19 protein-coding genes are annotated in these 26534 nt (G+C 69.7%); 12 read left to right on the forward strand and 7 right to left on the reverse strand.

Annotated elements, in window-relative coordinates; all coding sequences use genetic code 11:
• The first annotated feature begins 107 nt into the window (after positions 1–107).
• On the forward strand, positions 108–356 hold the full coding sequence (locus NE857_RS32760; RefSeq protein ID WP_254419087.1) for a hypothetical protein: 249 nt from the start codon (positions 108–110) through the stop codon (positions 354–356).
• Between the two features lie 4 nt (positions 357–360).
• Here NE857_RS32760 and NE857_RS32765 read toward each other — a convergent pair whose 3' ends face one another.
• Positions 361–3132, reverse strand: a complete 2772-nt coding sequence (locus NE857_RS32765; protein ID WP_254422168.1) for an AfsR/SARP family transcriptional regulator — start codon at positions 3130–3132, stop codon at positions 361–363.
• A gap of 290 nt (positions 3133–3422) precedes the next feature.
• Here NE857_RS32765 and NE857_RS32770 point away from each other — a divergent pair, with 290 nt between their 5' ends.
• The 4 genes from NE857_RS32770 (at position 3423) to NE857_RS32785 (ending at position 12183) form a co-directional block, all read left to right on the forward strand.
• Positions 3423–3848: a nuclear transport factor 2 family protein gene (locus tag NE857_RS32770; RefSeq protein ID WP_254419088.1), complete on the forward strand. Its 426-nt coding sequence runs from the start codon at positions 3423–3425 to the stop codon at positions 3846–3848.
• Positions 3849–4119: 271 nt separating this feature from the next.
• Positions 4120–4761, forward strand: coding sequence for an OB-fold-containig protein (locus tag NE857_RS32775; protein WP_254419089.1), 642 nt, complete (start codon positions 4120–4122; stop codon positions 4759–4761).
• A gap of 262 nt (positions 4762–5023) precedes the next feature.
• The gene (locus NE857_RS32780) at positions 5024–7069 is read left to right on the forward strand and encodes a flotillin family protein (protein ID WP_254419090.1); all 2046 of its coding nucleotides are present in this window, start codon (positions 5024–5026) and stop codon (positions 7067–7069) included.
• An 11-nt stretch (positions 7070–7080) separates the two neighbouring features.
• Complete coding sequence (locus tag NE857_RS32785; RefSeq protein WP_254419091.1) at positions 7081–12183, forward strand: DNA repair ATPase; 5103 nt, start codon at positions 7081–7083, stop codon at positions 12181–12183.
• Between the two features lie 77 nt (positions 12184–12260).
• Here NE857_RS32785 and NE857_RS32790 read toward each other — a convergent pair whose 3' ends face one another.
• Positions 12261–13121, reverse strand: coding sequence for an alpha/beta fold hydrolase (locus tag NE857_RS32790; protein ID WP_254419092.1), 861 nt, complete (start codon positions 13119–13121; stop codon positions 12261–12263).
• Between the two features lie 73 nt (positions 13122–13194).
• The gene (locus tag NE857_RS32795; RefSeq protein ID WP_254419093.1) at positions 13195–13386 is read right to left on the reverse strand and encodes a hypothetical protein; all 192 of its coding nucleotides are present in this window, start codon (positions 13384–13386) and stop codon (positions 13195–13197) included.
• Between NE857_RS32795 and NE857_RS32800 the strand changes: the two genes are divergently transcribed.
• Positions 13385–14293, forward strand: coding sequence for an aminoglycoside phosphotransferase family protein (locus tag NE857_RS32800; protein WP_254419094.1), 909 nt, complete (start codon positions 13385–13387; stop codon positions 14291–14293). The genes NE857_RS32795 and NE857_RS32800 overlap by 2 nt on opposite strands.
• 106 nt (positions 14294–14399) lie before the next feature.
• Positions 14400–15626: an MFS transporter gene (locus NE857_RS32805; RefSeq protein WP_254419095.1), complete on the forward strand. Its 1227-nt coding sequence runs from the start codon at positions 14400–14402 to the stop codon at positions 15624–15626.
• On the opposite strand, the gene NE857_RS32810 is transcribed toward NE857_RS32805, so the two are convergent.
• Positions 15623–16225 carry a suppressor of fused domain protein gene (locus NE857_RS32810; RefSeq protein ID WP_017581519.1) on the reverse strand — a complete coding sequence of 201 codons (603 nt, stop codon included), beginning with the start codon at positions 16223–16225 and terminating at the stop codon, positions 15623–15625. The genes NE857_RS32805 and NE857_RS32810 overlap by 4 nt on opposite strands.
• A gap of 585 nt (positions 16226–16810) precedes the next feature.
• On the opposite strand from NE857_RS32810, the gene NE857_RS32815 reads away from it, so the two are divergent.
• Positions 16811–18628 (forward strand): acyl-CoA dehydrogenase, encoded by a 1818-nt coding sequence (locus NE857_RS32815; protein WP_026116675.1) that lies wholly within the window; start codon positions 16811–16813, stop codon positions 18626–18628.
• Between the two features lie 104 nt (positions 18629–18732).
• On the opposite strand, the gene NE857_RS32820 is transcribed toward NE857_RS32815, so the two are convergent.
• Positions 18733–19560 (reverse strand): NAD(P)H-binding protein, encoded by an 828-nt coding sequence (locus NE857_RS32820; RefSeq protein ID WP_254419096.1) that lies wholly within the window; start codon positions 19558–19560, stop codon positions 18733–18735.
• Between the two features lie 85 nt (positions 19561–19645).
• Between NE857_RS32820 and NE857_RS32825 the strand changes: the two genes are divergently transcribed.
• Together NE857_RS32825 and NE857_RS32830 are read left to right on the forward strand one after the other, a co-directional pair.
• Complete coding sequence (locus NE857_RS32825; RefSeq protein ID WP_254419097.1) at positions 19646–20077, forward strand: winged helix-turn-helix transcriptional regulator; 432 nt, start codon at positions 19646–19648, stop codon at positions 20075–20077.
• A 271-nt stretch (positions 20078–20348) separates the two neighbouring features.
• Positions 20349–22013, forward strand: a complete 1665-nt coding sequence (locus tag NE857_RS32830; RefSeq protein ID WP_254419098.1) for an IS4 family transposase — start codon at positions 20349–20351, stop codon at positions 22011–22013.
• Between the two features lie 750 nt (positions 22014–22763).
• Here the strand turns inward: NE857_RS32830 and NE857_RS32835 are convergent.
• Together NE857_RS32835 and NE857_RS32840 are read right to left on the reverse strand one after the other, a co-directional pair.
• Entirely contained in the window at positions 22764–22940 is a 177-nt protein-coding gene (locus tag NE857_RS32835) for a hypothetical protein (RefSeq protein WP_254419099.1), read from the reverse strand.
• Between the two features lie 71 nt (positions 22941–23011).
• Positions 23012–24190, reverse strand: coding sequence for an MFS transporter (locus tag NE857_RS32840; protein ID WP_301184371.1), 1179 nt, complete (start codon positions 24188–24190; stop codon positions 23012–23014).
• A gap of 703 nt (positions 24191–24893) precedes the next feature.
• Between NE857_RS32840 and NE857_RS32845 the strand changes: the two genes are divergently transcribed.
• Positions 24894–25265, forward strand: coding sequence for a hypothetical protein (locus tag NE857_RS32845; protein ID WP_254419100.1), 372 nt, complete (start codon positions 24894–24896; stop codon positions 25263–25265).
• A 32-nt stretch (positions 25266–25297) separates the two neighbouring features.
• A complete protein-coding gene (gene solA, locus NE857_RS32850; protein ID WP_301184281.1) occupies positions 25298–26503 on the forward strand; it encodes an N-methyl-L-tryptophan oxidase in 1206 nt (401 codons plus the stop codon).
• The last annotated feature ends 31 nt before the right edge of the window (positions 26504–26534 follow it).

The following is a 26534-nucleotide window of genomic DNA, read 5'->3' on the forward strand; positions in this document are numbered from 1 at the left end:
GCTGCGGGGACAAGACGAAAATAGCCCGGAGATAAGGCGGGGAACGGCCTTCTTCCTACCTTGTAGACATCAGAGAACGACAGGCTCAACAGACCGCAGGAGCAGAGATGAACATCCCCCGCCTGGCCCTCGCCGCTGCCGCCGCCATCGCCGCGTTCTCCTTCTTCGGGGCCTCGCCCGCTGCGGCCTCCGAAGCCCCCGCGGTCCACTCCGCCGCCGCCTCGAACGCTCTCCCCGGGCTCCCCACGACCGGCGCCCCGGTCCGCATCGCGGACGAGGTCGTGGCCGGTGTCTGCGGCGTCATCGCGCTGCGCCCGTGCGAGCGGGCGAACGGCGACGTCTGGAACGACAACTGAGCAGTCAGGCCCGGTCCGCCAGCAGTCTCTCGACCAAAGCGTGGGCCTCCCGATCCCGGAGCTCCCCGTACAGAGAGCGTGCCTGGAGCAGGTTCGAGCAGCCGCTCTCCCGCTGCCCCTGGGCGAGGTAGGCCTTGCCTAGACTCTCGAGCAGGGCTGCCTCTCCCTTGGGGTCGTTGATCCGCCGGACCAGTTCCAGGGCCGTGGTCAGCTTCTCCACTGCCGACTCGTACTCAGCCAGATGCAGGTGGGCCCGGCCGATCCACCAGTAGGCCTGGGCCCGCCCCCGAACGTCACCGATCCCTTCGGCCAGGGCCAGGGCCTCCTCCAGCTCCGCCCAGCCCCGCGCGACCTCCCCCGTGAGGACCCGCAGATAACCCAGCAGCAGCAGGCAACGCCTCTGCCCGACCCGGTGACCGATGCGGACCAGACCCGCCAGTGCCCGCTCCCCGTACCCGATCGCGCCCTTGGAGTCCCCTTCCGCCCTGCACCGAAAGGCCAGGTGCGTCAGCGTCAGCATCTCTCCCTGCACGTGGCCGAGGTCGACGAACTCGGCCAGGGCGTTCTCCGTGAGACGCTGCCGCGTGGACGGTCCGTGCCGGTCCCGGAGCAGGTAGCCCACCTCCGTGTCGAGGGCGGCCGCGCCCAGCCGGTCACCGCTCTCCCGCATCAACGGCATGGCCGTGTCATACACCTCCACGAGGTCGTCGACATAGCCGCGCCGGTCCAGGAAACCGGACAGGGCCACCGCCAGCTCCCAACACAGTCCGCTCAGGCCCTCCTTCGCGGCCTGGGCCACCGCGTGGCGCAGATTGGCGCGTTCGGCCTCCAGCCAGACGTAGGGGTCGGCCAGGAGCCGGTCCACGTACCTGCGGGGCGGGCTCCAGCGCGGGGCTTCTCCCCGCACCTGGAAGGTCTCGGCCCCCGACAGCCGGTGGTTGGCTGCCTCCAGCAAGGACAGCCAACCGCCCAACAGGCGTTCCAGGGCCGCCGCCCGCGCCTGAGGGTCCTCGCACTGGTCGAGTTTTTCTCGAGCGTAGTCACGGACCAGTTCGTGGAAGCGGTAGACGGGCTCTCCGGCCGGGTCCACCCCCACCACGTCGAGCATGTGCGCGTCTACCAGGGGCTCGGCCATGTCCGAGGGGAAGGGGCGGTCGTCGTCGAGGACCGCACCCGCCGCCCAGGCCGGGACGGTCGGCCCTTCGGCCAGCCCGAACAGGGAGAACACCCGGGCACTGCGGTCATCGAGGCCGTCGTGGGTGAGGGACAGGCTCGCGCGCACCGTCATGTCACCGTGGGCGAGCTCGTCCAGGCGGCGCCGCTCGTCGGAGAGGCGCTCCACCATCGCCGCCATCGGCCAGTGCGGGCGGGCCGCCAACCGGGCCGCGACGATCCGCAGGGCCAGTGGCAGACGGCCGACCGCCTGGACCAGCGCCTGGGCGGCCTCGGGTTCGGAGCGGACCCGGTCCGGGCCCAGAACGCGGCCCAGCAGCTCCAGGGAGGTGCTCTCGGACAGGGTTCCCATCTCCACCCGGACGGCCCCGGGCAGACCGGTGAGCCGGGCCCTGGACGTGATGATCACCCCGCAGCCCGCGTCACCGGGGATGAGGGGACGCAGTTGGCTTTCGTCAGCGGCGTCGTCCAGCAGGATCAGGAGTCGGCGCCCGGCCAGGAGGCCCCGGTACATGGCGGAGCGCTCATCGGTGTCCTCGGGTACCCCCTGCCCGGGAACACCAAGAGCGCGCAGGAACCGGGCCAGGACGTCGGCGGGGCCGAGGGGGACCTCTCGGCTGCCGCGCATGTCGCAGTACAGCTGCCCGTCAGGGAAGCTGCGGTCCGCCAGGTCGTGGGCGATCCGCACGGCGGTGGAGCTCTTACCGACCCCGGCCCGGCCCAGCAGGACGGCCACACCCACCGTGCCCGCACTGTCTTTCAGGGTCGACTCGACGGTGTCGACAACGTCCCTGCGCCCCACGAAGTCCGCTGTGGCCGTCGGCAGTTGGAACGGGGTGATGGCGTTCGCGACCGTGACGGGGACTGCTTCGGCGACCGGTTCCGCGGCGGTCGGAGTAGTCACCGGGGCGGGCGAGACCGGCCCTGGATCCTCCTCCGAGAAGCTGAGTGCGGGGTCGCCCGCCAGCACCGCTCTCTCCATGTCGCGCAGTCGGCGGCCGGGTTCCAGACCCAGCTCCTCGACGAGGAGGTCACGGCCGGCGCGGTAGACCTCCAGGGCCTCGGCCTGTCTGCCGGACCGGTACAGCGCGAGCATGAGCTGGGCCCGAAGGTTCTCCCGGAGCGGGTGGGCCTCGACCAGCGCACTGATCTCCGAGACCAGCTCTGTGTGGCGCCCTAGTTCGAGCTCGATGTTGAGGTAGGCCTCGGTGGCGTCGACCCTTTCGTCCTCCAGGTGCGCCGCTTCGGAAGCCAGGCTCACGTTGTCGGCCCCGCTCAGTGCGGCGCCCCGCCAGAGGCCGACGGTGTCTCGGAGAAGTGCCGCGGCCTCCTTCTTCCGGCCTTCGCGGAGCAGGGTCGCGGCGTCCTTGACCTGGAGGGAATGGAGTTGGGCGTCCACGGTCTCAGGGTCGGAGATCAGCTGATATCCGGGCGGGACGGTCTCGATGACGGCACCCGTCGGGCCGAGCAGTTTGCGCAGCCGGGAGACACAGATCTGGACCTGGGTACGTGCCGTCTCCGGCGGGTCGTGCCGCCACAGGACGTCGACGATCCGGTGAGTGGACACCACACGGTTGATCTCCAGCAGCAGCAAGCAGAGCACCACCTGCTGCCGCCCAGGCGGAACTCGAACGGGCCCCTGATCCCCGACGACCTCCAAAGGTCCGAGGATACGGAAACGCAGTGAAGGACGACCCGATCCTGCGGTCCGAACAGCGTCGATCACGGCCCCCATTCACGAACATGCCCACCCGGAATAGGCGTGCCATGGCTGTCAAATATATACCACAGACTCCCTTTTTCCGGCCGCCGGTTTTCACCTTCCAAGCTGCGGCCAACCGCACCCCGACACAAAGATAGCCCCCGGATAGTGAGCGAATTACCGATTGTTTCATGATTAGGGGGACCTACGCCACCCCCAACCCCGGAGCGACCATGGGCTACCCAGCGGAACGACAGCGGGACCTCGCGGTCAGCGCTCTCGCCTCAACGATCGGGCGCGAGCACATCCGCCTCTCCTACGAGTACCTCAACCGCCGAGACGTCGAGGGTTACGCCTCACTGGTAGACCCCATGGCCCGGTTCCGCGGCCCGGGCCCGTGCCTGGCCCGGGGGCCGCAGGCGGCAGCCGAGCTCCTGATCGGCCTCCTACCGGAGACCTCCACCCACACCCTGCACAGGATCGTCATCGAGGACGGCCAGGCAGCCGCCTCCGGAACTCTCACGACGGCGGACTCGACGCGGCACGATTTCGTGGACTTCTTCAGCATTTCCGATCACGGACTCCTCCTCTCTTGGCGGAGATTTCTTTCCGCATAACACCAATCACGGAAAGCCACATTCGAATAATGCGTGAAATCTCGGGCACCGGTTCCGCACCGACAGAACACGAGAACGGCTCACAAAGCAGCAGAAGGTCGCACGCTCCGTCCCCGTCACCACTTCAGGTTATCGGCCCCGTCCGGACCGGGTGCCGGACGGCCGTGGCCACAACCGGTCAGGGCGCACCCTGGAGAACGTGCTGAACTGGGGTGTTCGGTAGAGTTCCGGAACCGGTGCGGGGCGAGACGTGAAGGAGTGGGTGCGCGGGATGGGTGTTTTCCTGGGTACCGCCTTCGGGTTCCCCACGGTCCTGTTCACGCCGTTGCTCATCGTCGTACTGGGCTACTGGATCTTCGTGGTCGTCGGCGCCGCCGACACCGAGATGCTGGACAGCGTCAACGCCGACGGTGACGCGGCCGGGCTGAGCGCGGTGCTCAGCAAGGCGGGGTTGGGGCGCGTCCCCGTGACCGTCGCCCTGACCATGCTGATCTGCGTGGCCTGGTTCGTGAGCATGATGGGAAGCATCTTGACCACCCTCATCGAGATCACCTCCACGCCGCTGCTGTACGCGCTCGGCGCCGTGGTCCTGCTGATCGCGCTGGTCGCCGCGTGGGCGGTCACCAGCGGTGTGGTCATGGGCTTCCAGCGCTTCCTGCCCAAGCGCAGGGGCGACTCCAAGCACGAACTGGTCGGGCGCACCTGCGTGATCCGGATCGGTGAGGCCCGCGAGGACTTCGGTCAGGCCGAGATCACCACCGCGGGCGGCGCCGCCATCTCCATCCCCGTACGCACCACCAGCGGTGAGGTCCTCCCCCTGGGCAGTACCGCGCTGATCTTCGACCACAGCCCAGGCGACGACGTCTTCTTGGTGACCGCCTTCGACGCCGCGCTCGACCCCGGGCAGTCCTAACCGGCAAGCACGGTCTGACCGGCGAGAACCGCCTGACTGTAATTCCTGGGCATCTCTGACCGAAATACCCCGCTCATCGGCCATATCCCAGCTCACCCATGGTGAGCAGGGATGATCTTGTCCGGTTTCGGAACCGTTCGCCCTCCGGGCGCGTCACAACCCACAACGAACGCTCCTCGCCTCCGGGCCGGTGACCCTCCACCCGCCGACCCCACCGCGGTGCCGAGCCGACCCCGTTCACTGCGCAGAAAGAGACCCCTACGTGTTCCTGAGTGCTCCTTCCACCGGGCAGGAGGCGGCTGACGCGGCCTTCATCACCGTCGGCGTCGCCCTCGCCATCGGTATCGTCGTCCTCCTCGCCCTCCTGCTGATGGTGACGAGACTGTTCCGCAAGGTCGAGCAGGGCAAGGCCCTGATCATCTCCAAGGTCCGCGACGTCCACGTCACCTTCACCGGCTCCATCGTCCTCCCGGTCCTGCACAAGGCCGAGATCATGGACATCTCACTCAAGAGCCTGACTCTGGAGCGGGGTGGCCGCGAAGGCCTGACCTGCAAGGACAACATCCGCGCGGACATCAAGGTGTTCTTCTACGTCCGGGTCAACGAGACCGCAGAGGACGTCAAGAAGGTCGCGAAGGCGATCGGCACCGAGCGCGCCAGCGACCAGGACACCCTCCAGGAGCTCTTCAACTCCAAGTTCTCCGAGGCCCTCAAGACGGTCGGCAAGCAGTTCGACTTCGAGGAGCTGTTCACCCACCGCGAGCAGTTCCGCCACGCGATCGTCTCGCTGATCGGCACCGACCTCAACGGCTACATCCTCGAGGACGTCGCCATCGACGAGCTGGAGCAGACCCCGCTGCACCAGCACGACGCCAACAACATCCTCGACGCGCAGGGCATCTCGAAGATCACGGAGCGCACCGCCAAGGAGCACAAGCGCACCAACGAGTTCGAGAACGACCGCAAGAAGGAACTCGACCGCCAGAACACCGAGACCGCCGAGACCCTCGCCGAGCTGGAGAAGCGCCGCGAGGAGGCGACCGCCAAGGCCAAGCGCGAGATCGAGATCATCCGCGCCCAGGAGGAGGCCGAGACCGCCCGCGTCCAGGCCGAGGAGCGCCTCAAGGCCGAGACCGCCAACCTGCGCACCAACGAGCAGCTCGGCGTCCAGCACCAGAACCAGCAGCGTGAGATCGCGGTCGCCGAGAAGAACCGCGAGCGCGTCATCGCCATCGAGACCGAGCGCATCGAGAAGGACCGCCTCCTGGAGGTCATCGGCCGCGAGCGCGAGACCGAGCTGAGCCGCATCGCCAAGGACAAGGAGGTCGAGGGCGAGAAGCGCGAGGTCGCCGACGTCGTCCGCGAGCGCATCGCCGTCGACCGCACCGTCGCCGAGCAGGAAGAGGCGATCAAGAAGCTGCGCGCCGTCGAGGAGGCCGAGCGCCAGCGCCAGTCGATCATCATCCACGCCGAGGCCGAGGCCCAGGAGAACCTGGTCAAGGACATCAAGGCCGCCGAGGCAGCCGAGGCAGCCGCCAAGCACAAGGCCCAGGAGGAGCTCACCCTCGCCGAGGCCCGCCAGCAGGCCGCCGAGCTGGACACCCGCGCCAAGATCCGCCTGGCCGAGGGCCTGCAGGCCGAGGCCGCCGCCGCCGGTCTGGCCGAGGTCCAGGTCCGCGAGCAGGACGCCGAGGCCGTCGAGAAGCTCGGCCGCGCCGAGGCCGTCGTGGCCGCCGAGAAGGCCCAGGTCGAGGCCGACGCCGTGGAGAAGAAGCTGCGCGCCGAGGCCGCCGGTCTGACCGACAAGGCCGCCGCCATGGCCGCCCTGGACGAGGTCAGCCGCGAGCACGAGGAGTACCGCCTGCGCCTGGACGCCGAGAAGGAGGTCCGCCTGGCCGGGATCGACGTCAACCGTCAGATCGCCGAGGCCCAGGCCACGGCCATGGCCGCCGGTCTGGAGAGCGCCGACATCAACATCGTCGGCGGCGACGGCGCCTTCTTCGACCGCATGGTCAACTCCATCGGCATGGGCAAGGCCGTCGACGGCTTCGTCAACGGTTCCGAGACCGTGCAGGCGCTGGGCAGCGGCTGGCTGGGCGGCGAGGGGAACTTCGCCGAGGACATCAAGAGGATCCTGGCCTCGGCCGACACCGAGGACGTCAAGAACCTCACCGTCTCCGCCCTGCTGCTCAAGCTCATCGCCGCGGGCGGCCCCGAGGCAGGCAAGCTCGACAAACTGCTCACCACCGCCCGTTCCATGGGCCTGGACCAGCTTCCCGTGAACGCTCTCGCCCCCGTGAAGCAGTGAGGTAGTCCTCCGTGACCGAGGCCCACTCCCAGGAAACACAGTCCCAGGAGACCGACGGCCCCGGACCCGACACCGAGGACGCGCGGTCGCTGGACGCGGGCACCTACGAGGTGCTCCGCGCCCGGCTCCGCGAACAGACCGGTGAGCTGGCCCGGCGGACCGAGGAACTCAACAACCGCCGCCTCGAGGTGTTCGGCGGCACCGAGCTCTCCCTGCGCGGTACCGAGCGCATCCGCACCGAGCACAACTGTGTGCCGCGCGACATCGTCAGCGTGGGGCGTTCCGTCGGGGACGACGCCGACGGGGACATGATCCTCTTCGGCTACAACGTCTACATCGGCATGCAGAGCCAGACACACGTCTGCGACGTGTTCTCCCTGCACCGGTACGAGCACGGCGGCGACTCCTTCGAGTTCGCCGACGCGGCCGCGGACGCCGTCCCCGGTCTGATCGCCGACGAGAAGTTCCGGCAGGAGTTCGATCAGCTCTACCGCTACTACCGGGACGCCCGTCTGCTCCAGCTGCGCAGGGTCGAGGACCGGCTGCTCGCCGTGTTCCAGACCGGCCCGCGCACCGAGGACGTGCGGGTGCTGCGGTGGACGGTCGCGCCCACCGGCGAGATCGCCTACCTCGACGACCGCGGCGAACGCGACCACGTGTTCCCGCGCGCGCACGACTTCGCGTGGACGGAGGCCACCCGGGAGGACCACGTCCAGGGGCGGCACCCGCACATCTCGATCCGTGACGCGCTGTTCGTGGAGACGGTCGGCGGCGACCTCACGATCAAGGTGGAGAACAACACCGAGGTCGGCGAGGGTGTCTACAGCGAGCCGGTCGACGAACCGACGCAGAGCCTGGCCGACGCGGCGATCTTCCACGCGCGGGTCGGCGCGCTGGTGCTGCTGAAGATCCAGCCGTACAACGAGACCGCGTGGCGCTACCTGGTCTTCAACACGCGCACCAAGGAGGTCGAGCGCCTCGACGGCATCGGCCAGTCCTGCCAGCGCCTGCCCGACGACCAGGGGCTCATCTTCCCCGGCGGTTACTACCTGTCCACCGGGGTGGCGCGGACCTTCGACACCGACGTCACCGACCTCGAGTTCGAGCGCGTGGTGCGCTCGCCCAACGGTGAGGACGTGCTGTACGTCTTCCACTCGCGGACGGACGGCCGCAGCCTGCTGCTGTCGTACAACACCATCCGCAAGGAGGTCGCCAACCCGATCGTCTGCCACGGCTACTCGCTGTTCGACGACGGGACCATGACGGTCTTCCGCGACACCTCCGGTGAACCCACCCGGGTACACCCGATGCAGGTGTGGCAGACCCCGTACGTGTCCGACGTGTACGCGGCGGCGCAGCCGGTCGGTACCGGGCCGCTGGAGCGGATCGGCAACGCCGAACTGGTCCAGGGTGTGTCCGAATGCCTGTCGGTGGCGCGGATCGCCGAGGACATGCGGCCCTCCACCGAGGTGTTCGAGGCGCTCATCGCCTCCTGCCGCCGGGTCCTGGACCGGTTCCACTGGCTCGGCGAGGACGAGCTGGGCGACCTGGCCGGCCCGCTGGGCGAGGTGCGCTCCACAGCGGAGCGCGTCCTGGACGAGTTCGAAACCGTCCAGGAGCTCACCCGGCAGGCCGCGGACAACCTGCGCGCTACCGAGGAGAAGGTCACCGCGCTCATCCGCCGGTCCCGGGGCGAGACCCCGCGCTCGGCCGAGGGGTGGGTGACCCGGCTGACCGAACTGCGCCGCGCCCAGGGGCAGGCGGCCACGCTGCGCGAGATGCGCTACGCGGACACCGGCCGCATCGACGCGGTGGAGGAGAGCCTCGGTGAGGAGATCGCCTCCGCCGGGCGTCGCACCGTCTCCTTCCTCGAACAGGAAGACGCCTTCGACGGCTACCACTCCGATGTGGAGCGGCTGGTCGAGGAGGCCGAGGCCCTGGAGGCGGTCAGCGCGGCCACCGCGGTCGGCGAGCGCATCGCCGAGCAGACCGAGGGCCTGCAGGTCGTCACCGAGGTGATCGGCTCCCTCGACATCGGTGACGCCCAGGTGCGCACCCGCATCCTGGAGCGGATCAGCGAGGTGATGGCCGGGGTCAACCGGGCCCGCGCCACGCTGGAGTCGCGGCGCAAGGAGCTGCTCGCCCTGGAGGGCCGGGCCGAGTTCGCCGCCGAGTTCGCCCTGCTGGGGCAGGCCATCACCGGGGCGATCGCCGCCGCGGACAGCCCGGACCGCTGCGACGAGCAGCTCGGCCGGATCATGCTCCAGCTGGAGAACCTGGAGTCGCGCTTCGCGGAGTTCGACGACTTCCTCGCCGAGCTCTCGGACAAACGCGAGGACGTCTACGAGGCGTTCTCCACCCGCAAGCAGGCGCTGGTGGACGAGCGCGCCCGCCGGGCCGACCGGCTGGCGTCGTCGGCCGCCCGTGTCCTGGAGGGTGTGCACCGGCGGGTCGCGGCACTGACCACGCTGGAGGACATCAACACCTACTTCGCCTCGGACGCGATGGTGACGCGGCTGCGCCGCACCTGTGAGGAGATGCGCGAGCTCGGCGACACCGTGCGCGCCGAGGAGCTGGACGGCCAGATCCTGGCCGCCCGGCAGGAGGCGGGGCGGGCCCTCCAGGACCGCACCGACCTGTTCGAGGGCGGCGCGGGCGGGGAGACCATCCGGCTGGGCAAGCACCGCTTCGCGGTCAACACCCAGCCGATCGACCTCACCCTCACCCCGCACGACGGGCACATGTCGGTGGCCATCACCGGCACCGACTTCCGGGCGCCCGTCACCGACGAGGCGTTCCAGGAGACCAAGCACCTGTGGGACCGGCTGCTGGTCTCCGAGAGCCCCCAGGTGTACCGGGCCGAGTACCTGGCCACGTCGATCCTGACCGCGGCCGAGGAGGGCGCTCCGGTAGAAGGCAGCGACCGAAGGTCATCCGTTGAGGGTTGGTGGCGGGCGACGGGTGGGCTGACCCTCGACGCCCTGAACGAGGCCGAGCTGCACGCCGAGAACGGGGACTCCCTGCAGTCCCTGGTGCGCGGGGTCGCCGAGTCCCGGTATGACGAGGGCTATGAGCGGGGCGTGCACGACCACGACGCCGCCCGCATCCTCTCCGCGCTGCTGCGGCTGCGTGCCGGCGCGGGTCTGCTGCGCTATCCCGGGCAGGCCCGGGCGGTGGCGCAGCTGTTCTGGGCACATGGCACCGAGAAGGGGCAGCGGGAGGCCTGGAAGACCCGGGCGGGCTCGCTGGCCCGGGCCCGGAGCGTGTTCGGGGCCCGCAGGTCGGCGGCGATCGACGGCCTGCGCGCCGAGCTCGCCGAGGGTGTGGACACCTTCCTCACCGACACCGGCCTGCACCAGGACGCCGACCTGGAACTGGTGGGCGACTACCTGTTCGAGGAGTTGGCCGCGGACACGCCCGCCGAGCGCGGGTTCGTCTCCGGTGCCGGTGCCCGCCAGCTGCTGGACCGGTTCCACCGGGCCCTGGGCAGCACCCGGGAGACCACGCGCAAGGCCTTCGAGGAGGACCTGCGCAGGCTCGACGGCGACGTGGCCGCCCGGCACCAGCTGGTGACGGCGTGGCTGGAGGCGTACGCCGCCACTCTGGAGGAGCCGCCCGCCCCGGGCGACCTGCCCGAGGCGGCGGCGATCGAACTCACCGGGACCGCGGTGGACCGGTACGAGTCCTCGGCCGCGGTGGGCGAGCGCGTGTCCGGTCTGCTGGGTTCGCACCCGCGGATCAGCGAACGCTCCCTGGAGGTGCGGCTGGACGAGATCCTGCCGCGCACCCGACGGTTCCGTACCGTCGAGGTGCCCGCCTACCGGGACTTCCAGCGCCGCCGCAACGCCCTGGTGGTGAACGAACGCGAGCGCCTGCGGCTGGAGGAGTACAAGCCCAAGGTGATGAGCGGGTTCGTCCGCAACCGGCTGCTGGACGAGTCGTACCTGCCGCTGATCGGTGACAACCTCGCCAAGCAGCTGGGTGCGGCCGGAGACGACAAGCGCACGGACCAGAGCGGTCTGCTGCTGCTCATCTCCCCGCCCGGTTACGGCAAGACCACGCTGATGGAGTACGTGGCGAGCCGTCTCGGTCTGGTGTTCGTCAAGGTCAACGGGCCCGCCCTGGGCCACGCGGTCACCTCACTGGACCCGTCCGAGGCCCCGGACGCCACCTCCCGACAGGAGATCGAGAAGATCTCCTTCGCGCTGGAGATGGGCAGCAACACCATGCTGTACCTGGACGACATCCAGCACACCAACCCGGAGCTCCTGCAGAAGTTCATCTCCCTCTGTGACGGTCAGCGCCGCATGGAAGGGGTATGGGAGGGCCGCACGCGCACCTACGACCTGCGCGGCAAGCGGTTCGCGGTCTGCATGGCCGGTAACCCGTACACCGAGCAGGGCAAGCGGTTCCGGATCCCGGACATGCTGGCCAACCGTGCCGACGTGTACAACCTGGGTGACGTGCTGTCCGGCAAGGAGGAGCTGTTCGCGCTCAGCTACATCGAGAACGCGCTCACCTCCAACCAGACCCTGTCGCCGCTGTCCACCCGGGACCGCGAGGACGTGTACACGTTCGTGCGGATGGCCCAGGGGGACGACTCGGTCGGCACGGACCGCCTGAAGCACCCGTACTCGGCGGCCGAGGTGGACCGGATCGTGTCGGTCCTGCAGAAGATGCTGCGGGTCCAGGAGGTGGTGCTGGCCAACAACCAGGCCTACATCGCCTCAGCGGCCCAGTCCGAGGACGCCCGCACCGAACCGCCGTTCCAGCTGCAGGGCTCGTACCGGAACATGAACCGGCTGTCGGAGAAGATCGTCCCGGTCATGAACGAGGCCGAGGTGGAGGCCGTCATCGACGACCACTACCTGGGCGAGGCCCAGACCCTCACCTCGGGTGCGGAGGCCAACCTCCTCAAGCTGGCCGAGCTCCGCGGGGTGATGACCCCCGAGCAGGAGCGGCGCTGGCAGGAGGTCAAGGAGGGCTTCCGCCGGGGCCGCGCCCTGGGCGGGTCCGACGGCGACCCGATGACCAGGGCCATCGGAGCGATGGGCCTGCTCGCCGACCGCGTCGGCGAGATCGGCACCGCCATCGAACGGGGCTCCGAGAAGTAACAGAGGAGTTCGTTCGAAGGCCGGGGCCGCCGCATCCTTCGAGGGTGCGGCGGCCCCCTCGTGTGTCCGGGCCGGGTTCAGTCGGAGGCGGTGTGTGCGGCGATCGCGCCGACCACCTCGTCCCACAGCTCAGGGGGAGGGTGTTGGTGGCCCACCCCGGAGAGCGGGTGCAGGTGGGCTCCGGGGATCTCCGCGGCGAGGGCTTCGGCGTGCGGATACGGGAAGAGTGGGTCCTCCCGTCCGTGCAGCACCAGGGTGGGCGCGGTGATCTCGCCGAGCCGGGCGCCCAGGGGTGTCGCGGCGGCCAGCCAGTGGTTGACGGCCGAGGCCATGTCACCGCCGCGTTCCATCGACCGGGTCACGACACTCCGGATGCGGTCCGGGTCGACCGGGGCTGCCCCGGAGAAGATGTGCTCCAAGGCGACCATGTAGTCCACCACCGCATCGCGGTCGCTCCAGTCGGGGTCGGGCAGGGGTTCGGCGAACGACCGCGAGACGGCCTCGGTCGGCGGCGGCAGGTCCGGATGCTGCGCCCCGGGGCTCACCGGCGTGGTGGACATCAGGGTCAGCGACGCGACCCGGTCGGGGTCGCGCACGCCGAGGTACTGGGCGATGCCGCCGCCGGAGGAGATGCCCACGACGTGGGCTCTGGGCAGGCGCAGGCAGTCCAGCACACCGACGGCGTCGTGGACGAGCGCGTCTCCGGAGTAGCCCGGATCCCCCACCGGGAACCGGGTCGAGCGCCCGGTGTCCCTGCTGTCGTAGCGCACGACGAAGCGTCCGGTGGCGGCCAGGCGTTCACAGAACCCGTCCTCCCACCAGTCCATCGAGGACTGGTTCCCGGCGATCAGCAGGATCGGCGGATGCCCCTCCCGCCCGAAGGACTGGACGCACAGTTCCACGTCGCCGACCCGGACCAGTCGCTCGTCGGACGGCATCGGCACTCCCAGGTTCGGCACGGTGTGGTGGTCGGTGAGGCTACCCACCAGTCCCGTGCGTCACACGGGCACGTCACAAGGAGGTGCTGACGAGCAGGCGCCTCTCCAGCTCGGGGGCGAGGGTGCGCATGTAGGTGGTGGTGATGTGGCTGGCGTCCCAGTAGACGAGGACGCTGGCGAGGAGCTCGGCGTCCTCCAGGGGTGAATCCTCGGCCATCGGCTCCGCGGGCGGGGCGCGGTCGGTCCCCGTATCCTTCCTCCGCATGACCGAGATCGAGATCAGCGCGGATCTCATCCGCGACCTGCTGCAGGACCAGCACCCGGACCTGGCCGGGTTGCCCCTCCGAGAAGTCGAGGGCGGGTGGGGTAACCAGATGTGGCGCCTCGGGGACGAGCTGGCCGTGCGGATCCAGCGCATGGACACCGACCCCGAACACCAGCTCAAGGAGCGTCGGTGGCTGCCGATGCTCGCCCCGCGCCTGCCGCTGCCCGTCCCCGTCCCGGTGCGCAGCGGTGTGCCCTCCGAGCGCTTCCCCAAGTTGTGGACGGTCATGACATGGGTGCCGGGTCTGCCGCTGGACCGCGGGTCGATCACTCGCGGCGAGCACGCGGCCGACACCCTGGCGGCGTTCCTCCGGGCGCTGCACGTACCGGCGCCCGCAGACGCACCGGTCGACACGGGCCGCGGCGCGCAGCCCAAGGACCGCACGGAAGGCTTCGAGCATTTCCTCCACTCCGTCGACGCTGACGCGATCGGCTCCGACGCCGCCGACGTCCGGGCCGTCTGGGACGACGCCGTCGCGGCCTCCGCGTGGGAGGGTCCGCCGGTGTGGGTGCACGGCGACCTGCATCCCGCGAACGTCGTCGTCGCGGAGGGGACGCTGGCGGGTGTCGTCGACTTCGGCGACTTGTTCGTCGGCGACCCGGCCTCGGACCTGGCGGCCGCCTGGGTGCTGCTGCCCGCGGGCGCGACCGCACGCTTCTTCGCCGCATACGCGGAAGCTGACGAGGCGACGGTCCGGCGCGCCCGCGGGCTGGCCGCGATGAAGAGCCTCTTCCTGATGCTGATGGGCCAGAACGGGGAGCGCGGCCTGCCCGGCGGCAAACCGGCGTGGGGTCCGGCGGGACGGGCGGCGCTCGACCGAGTCCTGAGCGAACGTCTGCCCGGCTAGCTAGGCAAGCGGCCTACCGCAACGGCTGTCGCAGCGCGGCAAAACGGGGTGCGGGGGCGGGCGCGGGCGCTTAGGGTTCCGGCGACGCCAACGGAAGGTGCGCCCTATGCGGCTGGGGCCGGAGTTCGGACGGATCTGGGTGGGGAACGCTTCCTCGAACCTGGCGGACGGCATCACCTTCGTCGCGTTGCCGCTGCTGGCCGCGATGGTCACGCAGAACCCGCTGGCCGTGGCCGGGCTGACCGTGGCCTACACCGTTCCCCGGGTGCTGGCGGTGCTGGGGATCGGGGTGCTCGTGGACCGGGCGGACCGGCGGCGGCTCCTTTATCTGTCGAACTTCTCGCGGGCTGTGGTGTTCGGCGTGCTCACGCTGCTGGTCTCGCTGGACATGGCACCGTTGATCGTCCTGTACCTGGTGTTCGCCGTGATGGGTGTGGTCGAGACGGTCTCGGACAGCTCGGCCTTCGCCGTCCTGCCGCAGGCCGTACGACCGCAGGGTCTGGACAGGGCGAACTCGCGGATCGCCGGGACGCAGATCGTGGTGGACGAGTTCGTGGGGCCGCCCCTGGGCGGGTTCCTGTTCGCCGCCGCCGCTTTGGCGCCGAGTGCGGCGAACACCCTGGCCTTCCTCGCGGCGGGCATCGCCTATTACTCGCTGCGGGGTGACTACCGGCAAGCGGGGGGACCGCGGGAGAGCGTTCTCTCCGAGGTGCGCGAGGGCGCGGTGTGGGTGTGGCGGAACCCGGTGGTCCGGACGCTGGTGGTCATCAGTGCCCTCGCCAGCGTGGCGTACATGATCCCGTTCTCGTACCTGGTGCTGTACGCGGGACAGGTGCTGGGGCTGGGGCCCACCGGGTACGGGCTGCTGCTGTCGGCCTCGGCGGCGGGCGGGCTGGTGGGGGCGTGGGTCGCGGAGAAGGTCCGCGCCCGGTGGGGCTACCACCGCTCGATCACCGGTGCGCTGCTGACCGGGGCCCTGGCGTTCACGGCGGTGCCGTTCACCGACCACGCCGTGGTGGTCGGGCTGCTGCTCGCCGTCTACATCGGCCATGCGGTGGTGTGGAACGTGCTGGCCGCCTCGGTTCGCCAGAAGGCCACCCCGGCCCGGTTGATGGGCCGGGCCGGGTCGGTGAGCCGTCTGCTGGGGATGTCAGGGCTGGCTTTGGGTGCCCTCCTGGGCGGCACGCTGGCCTCGGTGTTCGGGCTGCGGCCGCCGTTCCTGGTGGCGGGCTCCCTGTTCCTGGTCGCGGCGGCGGTGTGCGTGCTGGCGGGGCCGCGATTCCGGGCGTGGGAAGAGGAGCAGGCAGCGCGGGAGGCCGCCGGGGAGCGTTAGAGGCGGATGGTCTCGCGGTTGGGGTCGGTGAGCATCTTCGGGTCGCGGTCGCGCAGCAGGGCGATGATCGGCGCGACCGTGTCGGCCTGCTGGGCGTACTCGCCCTCCTCGGCCATGAGCCCCACGACCTGGAAGAACAGCACCAGGCCGTTGTCGGTGTCCAGGATGCGCATGTCCGCGTCGGGGACGATCGCGAGCGAGGTCATGTCGCCGTTGGACTTCTCACCGCCCAGCGGGGACGGGGTGATGATCCAGTGCCCGACGTCGAGCTGCGCGCCGGCGACGTACTGCCCGGCCAGGGCGTGCAGGACGCGGAGGATCCACGCGGGTACGGTCTCGTCGCCTTCCTCGCGCGGGATGCGGCAGGAGAACTCGAACCCGGCGCCGGAGACGCGCTTCTCCTCGCTGGTCTTCTCCCCCAACTCGGTGAGGCCGAAGGTGACCAGCAGCCAGTGCCCCTCCATCGGGTAGGCGAGCACGCCGTCGATCCCCTGCTCGGAGTCGCTCGGCGGGAACTGGATGGTCAGCGGCTGCACGTCCGGGTAGTGCTGCGCCCACCCCTCGTAGATCTGGGTGAGTCCGGGCAGCAGTTCCAGCATCGTGAGCGCTCCAGGTTCGGGGTCGGTGCACCTCAGAGGATAAGCGGGCGAAGACCACCCCGGACCGGGGCTCCTGGTGGTCACGGAAAGCGGCGAACGGATTCGGTGCCCGGGGTCCGAGGGCTTCCCCGAGCCCGGGTAGGGCACGGGGACGGGGAGGGGTCGCGGAGGTATCCGCGCTCACCCCGCTCTCCGTGGGAGCGGGCCCCGGAGCATCAGCGGGAGCCGTCCCTTCCATGACCGCTGGCGGCCTCGGCCCGGGCCTGCGCCTGCGCCTGCGCCTGCGCCTGCGGGAGCGTTACTACGGCAAGACCACCGTGAAGAGACCGGCTCGCGGAAGTCGGCCCCGCCTCCCGGTCACCCTCCGCGTTCGTGCACGATTGTTTTGGGAGCGCATCCATGCATGACCGGACATTCCGAAGCAAGCTCTTGAACAGGCTGTTCGCACTCTTGGCCTGACCTTGGGGACACAAGTGTCTATCGTCACTGGCATCTTGGGCTACTGGGTAGTAACATTGACTTGTTACTAGTCGGTAGATCCGCGTGTACAGACACCGCGGCCGGGGACACAAAGCGGAGCTGTCCATGACGCATTACAAGAGCAACCTGCGCGACATCGAGTTCAACCTCTTCGAGCTGTTCAAGCGCCAGGACGTACTGGGCGAGGGCCCGTTCGAGGAGCTGGACGAGGAGACCGCGCGCACCATCCTGGACGAGATCAACCGCCTCGCGACCGGTGTCGTCGCCGAGTCCTTCGAGGACGCGGACCGCAACCCCCCGGTCTTCGACCCCAAGACCAACACGGTCGCGCTCCCCGAGAGCCTGAAGAAGTCCTACAACGCCTACATGGACGCCGGCTGGTACAACCTCGACCTTCCCCAGGAGCTCGGCGGCCTCGGCGCCCCCCGCTCGCTGGTGTGGTCCGCGGCCGAGCTGATCCTGGGCTCGAACCCCTCCATCCACATGTACTCCGCCGGTCCCGGCTTCGCGAGCATCCTGCACTCCGAGGGCAACGCGGCGCAGAAGAAGTTCGCCGAGCAGGCCATCGAAAAGGGCTGGGGCGCCACCATGGTGCTGACCGAGCCCGACGCCGGTTCTGACGTCGGCGCCGGCCGCACCAAGGCCACCGACCAGGGTGACGGCACCTGGCACATCGAGGGTGTGAAGCGCTTCATCACCTCGGCCGAGCAGGACATGACCGAGAACATCTTCCACCTGGTGCTGGCCCGCCCCGAGGGCGCCGGCCCCGGCACCAAGGGCCTCTCGCTCTACCTGGTGCCCAAGTACCTGGTCAACGAGGACGGTTCCCTCGGCGAGCGCAACGGTGCCTACGTCACCAACGTCGAGCACAAGATGGGCCTCAAGGCCTCCACCACCTGTGAGCTGACCTTCGGCGACAAGCACCCCGCCATCGGTTACCTCGTCGGTGACAAGCACGACGGCATCCGCCAGATGTTCCTCATCATCGAGTACGCGCGCATGATGGTCGGGACGAAGGCGATCGCCACCCTGTCCACGGGTTACCTGAACGCCCTCGAGTACGCCAAGAACCGCGTGCAGGGCAACGACCTCGCCGGGGCCAAGAACTCCCCGAAGGTCACCATCACCCACCACCCGGACGTGCGTCGCAGCCTCATGACGCAGAAGGCGTACGTGGAGGCCATGCGTTCGCTGGTCATCTACACCGCCACCCAGCAGGACGCGATCCAGATCGCGCACTCCAAGGGTGAGGACGTCACCGAGCTGGAGGCCATGAACGACCTCCTGCTGCCGATCGTCAAGGGTGTGGGTTCGGAGCGTTCCTACGCCCTGCTCGCCGAGTCCCTGCAGACCCTGGGCGGCTCCGGGTTCCTGCAGGAGTACCCGATCGAGCAGTACATCCGTGACGCCAAGATCGACACCCTGTACGAGGGCACCACGGCGATCCAGGCCCAGGACTTCTTCTTCCGCAAGATCGTGAAGAACGGTGGCGCCGCCATCGGCAAGCTGTCCGCCGAGATCAAGGCCTTCGCTGAGAGCGACGCCGGCAACGGCCAGCTCAAGGAGGAGCGCGCGCTCCTGCTGACCGCCCTCGGCCAGACCGAGAAGATCGTCGAGATCATGGTCGGCCACGCGATGGGTTCCGCCGAGGACTCCCGCGAGCTGTACAAGGTCGGCCTGAACTCCGTCCGCCTGCTCTTCGCCTTCGGCGACGTGGTCCTCGCCTGGCTGCTCCTGCGTCAGGCCGAGATCGCGCTGAACAGCATCGACGGCGCCAGCGACGACGACAAGAACTTCTACACCGGCAAGATCGCCGCCGCGCGCTTCTTCGCCGAGCAGTTCCTGCCGCGCGTGGAGTCCGAGCTGAAGATCGCCCAGACCGTGAACCTGGGCGTCATGGAGGTCCCCGAGGAGGCCTTCTAAGCCTTCCCGGGCCGCTGCGGCCCGCCGTGCCGCCCAAGGCGGAACGGTACTGAGAAACCACCGCCGAGGGGCGGGACGATCCGTCGTCCCGCCCCTCGCGCGTTTCACGTGAGGGCAGGCGTCGCAGCCGGGCGCAGCGCGGCGGCGGCCTCGACCGCGACCGCCAGCGGATCGGTGACCGGTCGGCCCAACAGGGCCCGGAGCTCCGGGCCGGTACCGCCGAGGAAGCCGTGCCGGATCCCGCTGGCGATCGAGGCCAGCATCGGCGGTTGGAACGGCAGCAGAGCGGTCTCCCGCAGCAGCCGGGAACGGTACTCACCCAGGCCGATGGTGCGGTGGGCGACCCCGAGTCTCTCGGCGACCTCGGTCGCGCTGATCGGTTCCCCGACGAGCTCGTAGACCCTCCCCGCATGCGCCCCGGGTCCAGCCGCGACCGCCGCCGCGGCGGAGGCCAGATCCGCACGCGCGACCGCGGCCACGGCACCGGAGCCGAAGGCGGACTCCAGCCCTTCGGGGGTCCAGGTCAGCAGCGCGCCGAACAGTTCGGCGTAGAGGCCGTTGCGGAGGATGGTCCACGCCAACCCGCTGTCCCTGACGAGGCGCTCCGTGGCCCGGTGAGCGAGCGCGAACCCGAGGTGGTCCCCGGCTCCGGTCAGGCTCGTGTAGACCACGTGACCCACCCCGTCCCGGACCGCGGCGTCGACCACGGCCCGGTGCCGGGCGATCACCTGGTCGTCCTCGGCGTATCCGGCCGAGACGAGCACCAGTGTCGAGACGCCGCCCAGATCGAGGCTGTCCGGCCGGTCGAAGTCCAGATACCGCTGCCCGACCGCGGGGGTGCGGCTCCCGCCCGCCACAGGCGCCTTCCGCCGGGCCAACTCCGCCAACGTGAGGGCGGACAACTGCCCGTTCACCCCGGTCACCATGATCATTGCGGCACACTCCCTGTCGTGGTTCTCTTCAGTAACCATCAACGATCCTGAGCCGGGCGCGCTCGGCGCACAAGGAGGCACTTCAATGTCACCGGGGCACACCGAGGTAACCGTCGAGGCCGTCGGGGCCGCCGAGCTCGAACCGTGCGGTCAACCGGAACATCCCGACTGCGGGATCCGCGATGTCCTGGACCGGGTCGGCGACAAGTGGTCGGTGCTCGTCATCGTCGAGCTGTCCAACGGCCCGCGCCGCTTCCGCCAACTCCAGCGCGCCGTCGACGGAATCTCCCAGCGCATGCTCACCCTCACCGTACGCAGACTGGAACGGGACGGTCTGGTCCTACGCACCGTCTACCCGACCGTGCCGGCGCAGGTCGACTACCGGCTCACCGAGACCGGCGCCGGCCTGACCCATCTCGTCAAGGCCCTGGCCGAGTGGTCACTGGAGCACCGGGACACCATCGCCCGGGCCCGCCAGTCCTACGACCAGGAGCACCCCGGCAGCGGCATCCGCTGATCCTCACGCCGGTTTCCCTGGACCCCGGCAACCACCTGAGGGTCTGGTCAGGTGCCATGAGGTGGAGGTTCCCCGTTTCCCGCCGCTCGATGGTGGCCGTCTCCGCTGCGCGCGTCAAGGTCGTCGCCGTCGCGGCTTCGCCGATCAAGGCCGTTTAGTTAGCGCTCCAAGCCAGCTGTCAAGCCCGTAGCACCACCCCACCCAACACAAAGAACGGGACCTCCGATAAAAGCAGGAAATCGACCAAGATCCACCTGCCCCGGAGGCCCCGTTGCCCGACCAGTATGCCACCACCTCCCACACCCACACCCGCACCATCACCGTGGCCGCCGGTATCTACGCCCCCGGCCACCTAGGCGAACTCACCCGCTACCTGCCCTTCGACCTCATCGACGCCGTCCTGGAACACACCCGCACCCAGCAACAACGACTGCGCGCTCTGCCCTCACGGGTCGGGGTCTACTTCGTGCTGGCCCTGAACCTGTTCCCCCACCTGGGATACGCCCGCGTCTGGGACACCCTCGTAGCGGGCCTGCAAAGCCTGCCCCTGCCCCGCCCCAGCCAGGCCGCGCTCGTGCACCTGCGCCGACGCCTGGGCCCCACCCCGTTCAAAACCCTCTTCCAGACCCTGGCGGCTCCCTTGGCCCAACCCACCACCCCAGGAACCCGCTACCGGCACTGGCGCACCGTGGCCTTCGACGCCTGCCACTCGATCAAAGCCCCCGACAGCGCACGCAACCTCACCTGGCTCCGCAAGATCTGCTACCAGCAAGGCACGGAAGGCTACCCCCGCCTGCAGATCACCGCCCTGTGCGAGACCGGTACCCGCTCCCTGCTGGGCGCCACCCTGACCCGCGCCCCCAGCGGCGAACCCGACCAGGCCCGCACCCTGCTCGACCGGCTCACCCCCCAGATGCTGGTCCTAGCCGACCAGGCCTACCAAGGCAACACCTTCCTGGGCGAGGTCGCCGACACCGGAGCCCAACTCCTGATCCGCCTGCGAGAACACCGCCGCCCCCGGGTGGAAACCCTGCTCCCGGACGGCTCTTACCTGACTCACCTGGACGGGCTCAAACTCCGCATCGTCCAAGCCCGCATCACCGCCACCACCCAGGACGGGACACAGGTCAGGGGCGTGTACCGGCTGGCCACCACCCTGCTGGACCACCGCACCGACCCCGCCCGGCAACTGCTGGCCCTGTACCACGAACGCTGGGAGGTGGAATCGGCCTTCTACTCCCTACGACACACCCTGCTGCACCGTCGTGTGCTGCGCTCCCAGGACCCGGCCGGCCTGGAGCAGGAGGTGTGGGCCCTGCTGGTGCTCTACCAGGCGCTGCGCATGCCCATGGTCGAGGCGGTGGAGTCCCGGCCAGGCACCCACGCCGATCGGGCCGCCTTCACCACCGCCCTGAACACCGCCCGTTGCCAGGTCATCACCGCCCAGCAGGTGCTGCCCGACCAAGACGCCCCCGGCCGAGGCGGGGGCATAGTCCAAGCGGTACGGGAGAACCTGCTCCCGGCCCGCCGTGCTCGGATCAGCGCACGCAAGCTCAAGTGTTCCCACCGGCGTTACCGCGAAGCCGACCCCGAGCGGCCCCTGACCACCGATCGGGTGCAGGATCTGGAGTTGGAGATCTTGGCCCCTGCGCCCGAGGCCGTGGCGGGGCCCCAACAGCCCGCGGCCAAGATGGTGCCCGGGATCCGGCCCGGTGGGTCCAAGGAGCGCACGATGCGCCTGTTGGGCTCGGACCTGAGTCGGGGGTGGAGTCCGATCGAGGTCGCTCGGGCGTTGGATTATCCGCATTATCGGAGTCTGGCCACGCAGATGGGGGTGTGGGTCCAGGAGGGGTTCCTGCAACGGACCGCGCATGGCCGATACACCCTGGCTCTGCGGTGGGCGGGGGTGGAGTTGACAGCCCAGCGTGTTCCTTAACTAAACGGCCTTGCTTCGCCGATTCATCAGGCGCTTCACCTTGATCCGCTTCGCTGCGACGGCGGTGGACGGATATCGGGAGACGGGGGGATAAGTGGTCGGGATCCAACCCCGAACCACCTCGGCCTTCGGCCGGTGCCCCCACCCCGGGTGCCCAGCGCACCTCGTGTCGCGGCCGGTCATTCGTGCCATCGGAAAAGCGGCATCGACGGCGTCAGGGGCCCAGCCCGGCGCGGACCGGTCCTCGTGTCGCGGCCGGTCAAGGAGGGCGACGGAACAGCGGCAACGAGGGTGGGCAGAGGGCCGGGCCCGGCGCTCACCGGGCCGCGTGTCGTGGGGGTGAAGGCTGCCGAGCCTCTGTGGTGGAGTCACCCGGGACAGTGCGGGCGGCCCGATGGGGGCACAGGCTGCCTCCCCCGGGCGAGAGCAGGCAGGGCAAGCGGGGACGGTTTCAGAGTGGGGATGGCACCCGAAACCCGCACCCGAAACTGTCCGCTGCTTCCGAAACCCCTGTATCCCCGATGATCTTGCTACCAGGAGCAAGTTCGGCGCCGAACTTGCTCCTGGTAGCAAGATCATCTTCAAACAGAGGACCGAAACAGGCACCCGACCCCAGACACCACCACCGACCTCGCCGCCGCTTTTCCGTTCGGGCGCGTGACCGGCCGCGACACGTCCAAGCGCTGGGCGCAGGGCTGGGGGAACCGGCCGGAGGCCGACAGGTGACGGCTGCGGGCTGGCCCCGGGGCGTCAGGCGCCGAAGAGCAGGGCCAGCACCACGAAGAACCAGGCGAGGGCGAAGGCTGCCACCGCGCACGACTTCAGCAGGTAGCGGGTCTCCTCCGTCTCCGGAGTTCTGGGGCTCTGCGTCCACACGATGACCAGGCCCGCTCCCAGAAGGGCCAGTAACAGACCGAACCCGAACACGTGCCCTCCTCGTGTTGCAAGGAAGAGTCCCGCGATGTCCCTGTGTCGAGCTTCTCAAGTACTGACGTTCCCTAGACCCGTCGCCGGATAAACAGAGCGAGCACCGCGGTGGAGAGGATCGTGGTGACCGCCATCGGGATGAAGGCCAGCTGGTAGTCGGGAACGACCTGGAGGATGGCCCCGGCCGCCACCGTGCACACGACGGCGGTGGTGAAGCCGGTCATGTTGACCAGGCCCGAGGCCACGCCGGTGCGGCTGGCGGGGATGCCGTCGCGGGCGAAGTCGAAGGAGATGGTGGGCGCCATGGTCTGGCCGAGCGCGCTCACCGCCAGCACCGTGACGCCGAGCGGGAGCGGTACGCCGCCCGGCCACACGACCAGCAGGAGCCATCCCAGGCTCAGGGAACCGCCGAGGACGAGCGCGAAGTACACCCGGATGCCCGGCCAGCGGCCGATCAGGGCGCCGGCGACGGGGGCCATCCAGAGGGCCCCGGCCGCGAGTCCGGTGAGGGTGAGGGCGGCGGTGCTCTCAGGCAGCCCCAGACCGCCCACGAGGAACGGGTAGCCCCACAGCACCATCATCATCGTGAACGGCGCCATGACGGCCGCGTGGTGCGCCATGCCGATTCGGGGCCCGTCCGCCCTCACCGCCTCTCTGAGGGCCGACCAGAGGGGGATGGGGTCGGCGACGGTGGAGCGCCCCGCGGCGCCGGAGGGGCGGTCTCGGACCACCAGGAGGACGAGCAGCGCCATCAGGACGGTGATCCCCGTGGTGGCGAGGAAGGCCGCTACCCAGCCGACGCTGGTGAGGGCCCAGGCCAGGGGCGCGGCGCTGGCCACCTGGCCGGCGCCGCCGACCACCCCGGTCAGGCCGCTGACCAGCGCGTAGCGTGCCCGGGGGAACCACAGGGCGGCGAGTCGGATGACGTTGAGGAAGACCAGCGCGTCGCCGAGGCCGATGAGGAAGCGTCCGGCCACCGCGAGCTCGATCCCCGGGGCGAGGGCGAACAGGCAGGAGCCCAGGGTCATCGCGACCATGCCGATGACCAGCGTGAACCGGGGGCCGAGGCGGTCGGCGAGCAGTCCGGCGGGCACCTGGAGCAGGACGTACACCAGGAGCTGGAGCATCGGCAGCAGTGTCAGGAGGGCGGGACCGACGTCGAACCTGCTCTGCGCCTCCAGGGCCGCGACGCCCAGGCCGTTGCGGTGCAGCATGGCGAGGAAGTAGCCGCCCACCGCGACGCCCCACACCAGCCAGGCGCGAGCGCCGCCGCCCGGCTCCGTGGGGCCGGTCCGCGTCCGCTCCGCGCGCCGCGGGGGCTCCGCGGAACCACGCACAGATGTCCAGTCACCGGATGTTTGTGTCACTTCGCTGCTTCTTCCCTTGTCTGCGCCGCCCTCCAGTGTCCTCCAGACGCTCGACCGCCCCTTACACCGGGGTGACCCGGCACGCAAAACGGATGGGAATGCCCCTGATGGCAGCGGGTGCGCAACCGGTAAAGATCCACCGCACACAGGTAAAGGCCCGGCAACCTGCGCAAAGTCACTATGAGTCAGCACAGATGCGCCAGGGGTTGCCAAACCGGGTGAGACTCCCGACAAGCAACACGGGACTACAGTCCCTTTATCTCGAAATGACAACGTAGACTGGTGTTCGAAAAAGGTAAGTTGAACTGCGAGTTCTTGCCTCAAACAGGTCGATACGCATTTGTTAATTGTGATATGCGTCACACTTTGAAGCCTCGACTACGGGGGGTCAGTTGCTGCTAGCATCCGGAACGCGAAGAATAACTACGAGGTAACGGCATAGTTCGCTCCTGGCCAACTTCGCGGAGGGACGTCACCAACGACCGGCAACGGCGCGGTGAACAGAACTCGCACCGCGGCGACGTGGCCGCAACAAGCACACACGGTCAGCACACCCGCGGTATCCCGACACACACTGGAGACGACCTTGAGTCACTGGCGCCTGAACAACCCCCGGGCCTCCCGGGCGAAGTCGGCTCTCGCCAGACGAATCAAGCACAAGCCCCGCCACGCCTTCTGCGCCGAGCGCGCGATCACGGCGCTGCTGGGCGAGCTGGCCCCGGTCGCCTCCCGTCCCCTGTACTGGTCCGGCACCTCCGAGATGGCCGTCGCCTCCGTCATGCGCGACGTCAACGTCTGGTGCCGCGACGGCCGCTTCTTCTGGAACGACCTCTTCCAGGGCAGCACGGTCTCCCACCCCGCGAACGACCCCGCCGGTGCCGCCGCTCTGCTGAACCCGTTCGCCCAGGTTCCGGAGCCCCCGCACTACTACACGCACCGCCAGCCGATCGCCGCCTGAGAAGTGCCCGCGCCTTCCCCCGTTTCCGCCCCGTGACCGCGTACGCCGACACCGTCGTGGTCGGTCTGGGCGCGATGGGTTCCCAGGCACTGTGGCGGCTGGCCCGGGACGGGGTCGACGTCATCGGGGTCGAGCAGTTCTCCCCCGGGCACGACCGCGGCTCCAGCCACGGCGAGTCCCGCATCATCCGGACCTCCTACCTCGAGGGCGCGGAGTACGTGCCCTTCGTCCAGGCCGCCTGGCGCGCCTGGGCCGAGCTGGAGGAGGCCGCCGGCTCCCCGCTGGTCATCCGCTCCGGCGCGCTCATGCTCGGCAGGCCCGACTCCGGCGCGATCAGCGGTTCCATCGCCGCCGCCGAACACCACGGGCTGGCCCACGAACACCTCTCTCCCACCGCCCTGGCCGAACGCCACCCCCGGCACGTCATGCGCTCCGACGAGGTGGGCGTCTTCGAGGACGCCGCCGGTGTGGTCCTGCCCGAGGCCTCGATCCTGGCCGCCGTCCGCCTGGCCCGGCAGTCCGGCGCCCGCGTGTGGAACCACCAGGCCGTCACCCGCATCGAACCCGACCCCGACAGCCCCCGGGTGTGGGTCGGTGACACCCAGATCCGCGCCCGGCGCGTCATCGTCACCGCCGGGGCCTGGCTGCCCGGGCTCCTGCCGGGGATCGCCGACCTGGGCGGCGGGGTCCGGGTGGAACGCCGCGTGCTCGGCTGGTTCCGCATCACCGAACCCGCTCCCCGTACCGCGCACCCCGAACCCGTCTTCGCCCGGGACGAGCCCGACGGCACCCTCTGGTACGGCTTCCCCAGCATGGACGGCGGCCGCACCGTGAAGATCGGCGTGCACGCGGAGTCCCCCGAGGTCCGATCGGCCGCTGTTCGCCCGCCCGGCGCCCAGTGGGGCGAGCCGGTCGACCCCGACGCCGGCCCCCGTCCCCCGGACGCGGCCGACGCGCACCGGCTGGGCGAACTCGCCGCCGGGCTGCGCGGGGTGGCGCCGCTGCCCGAACGCATGGCCTCCTGCATGTACACGATGACCCCCGACGAGCACTTCCTCATCGGCCGCCGCGACGAGCTCCCCGGGCTGGTCCTGGCCGGGGGCTTCTCCGGGCACGGCTTCAAGTTCGCGTCGGCGGTCGGCCGGGCCGTGGCGGAGCTGGCACGCGACGGACACACCGACCTCCCCGTCGGCATGTTCGACCCCCACCGCTGGGACGCCGGGCCCGCGCGCCCCTAGATCCACCGATTCCACCGGTCCACTGCTCACA

The sequence above is a fragment of the Nocardiopsis exhalans genome (genome assembly GCF_024134545.1).
Lineage (GTDB): Bacteria > Actinomycetota > Actinomycetes > Streptosporangiales > Streptosporangiaceae > Nocardiopsis > Nocardiopsis exhalans.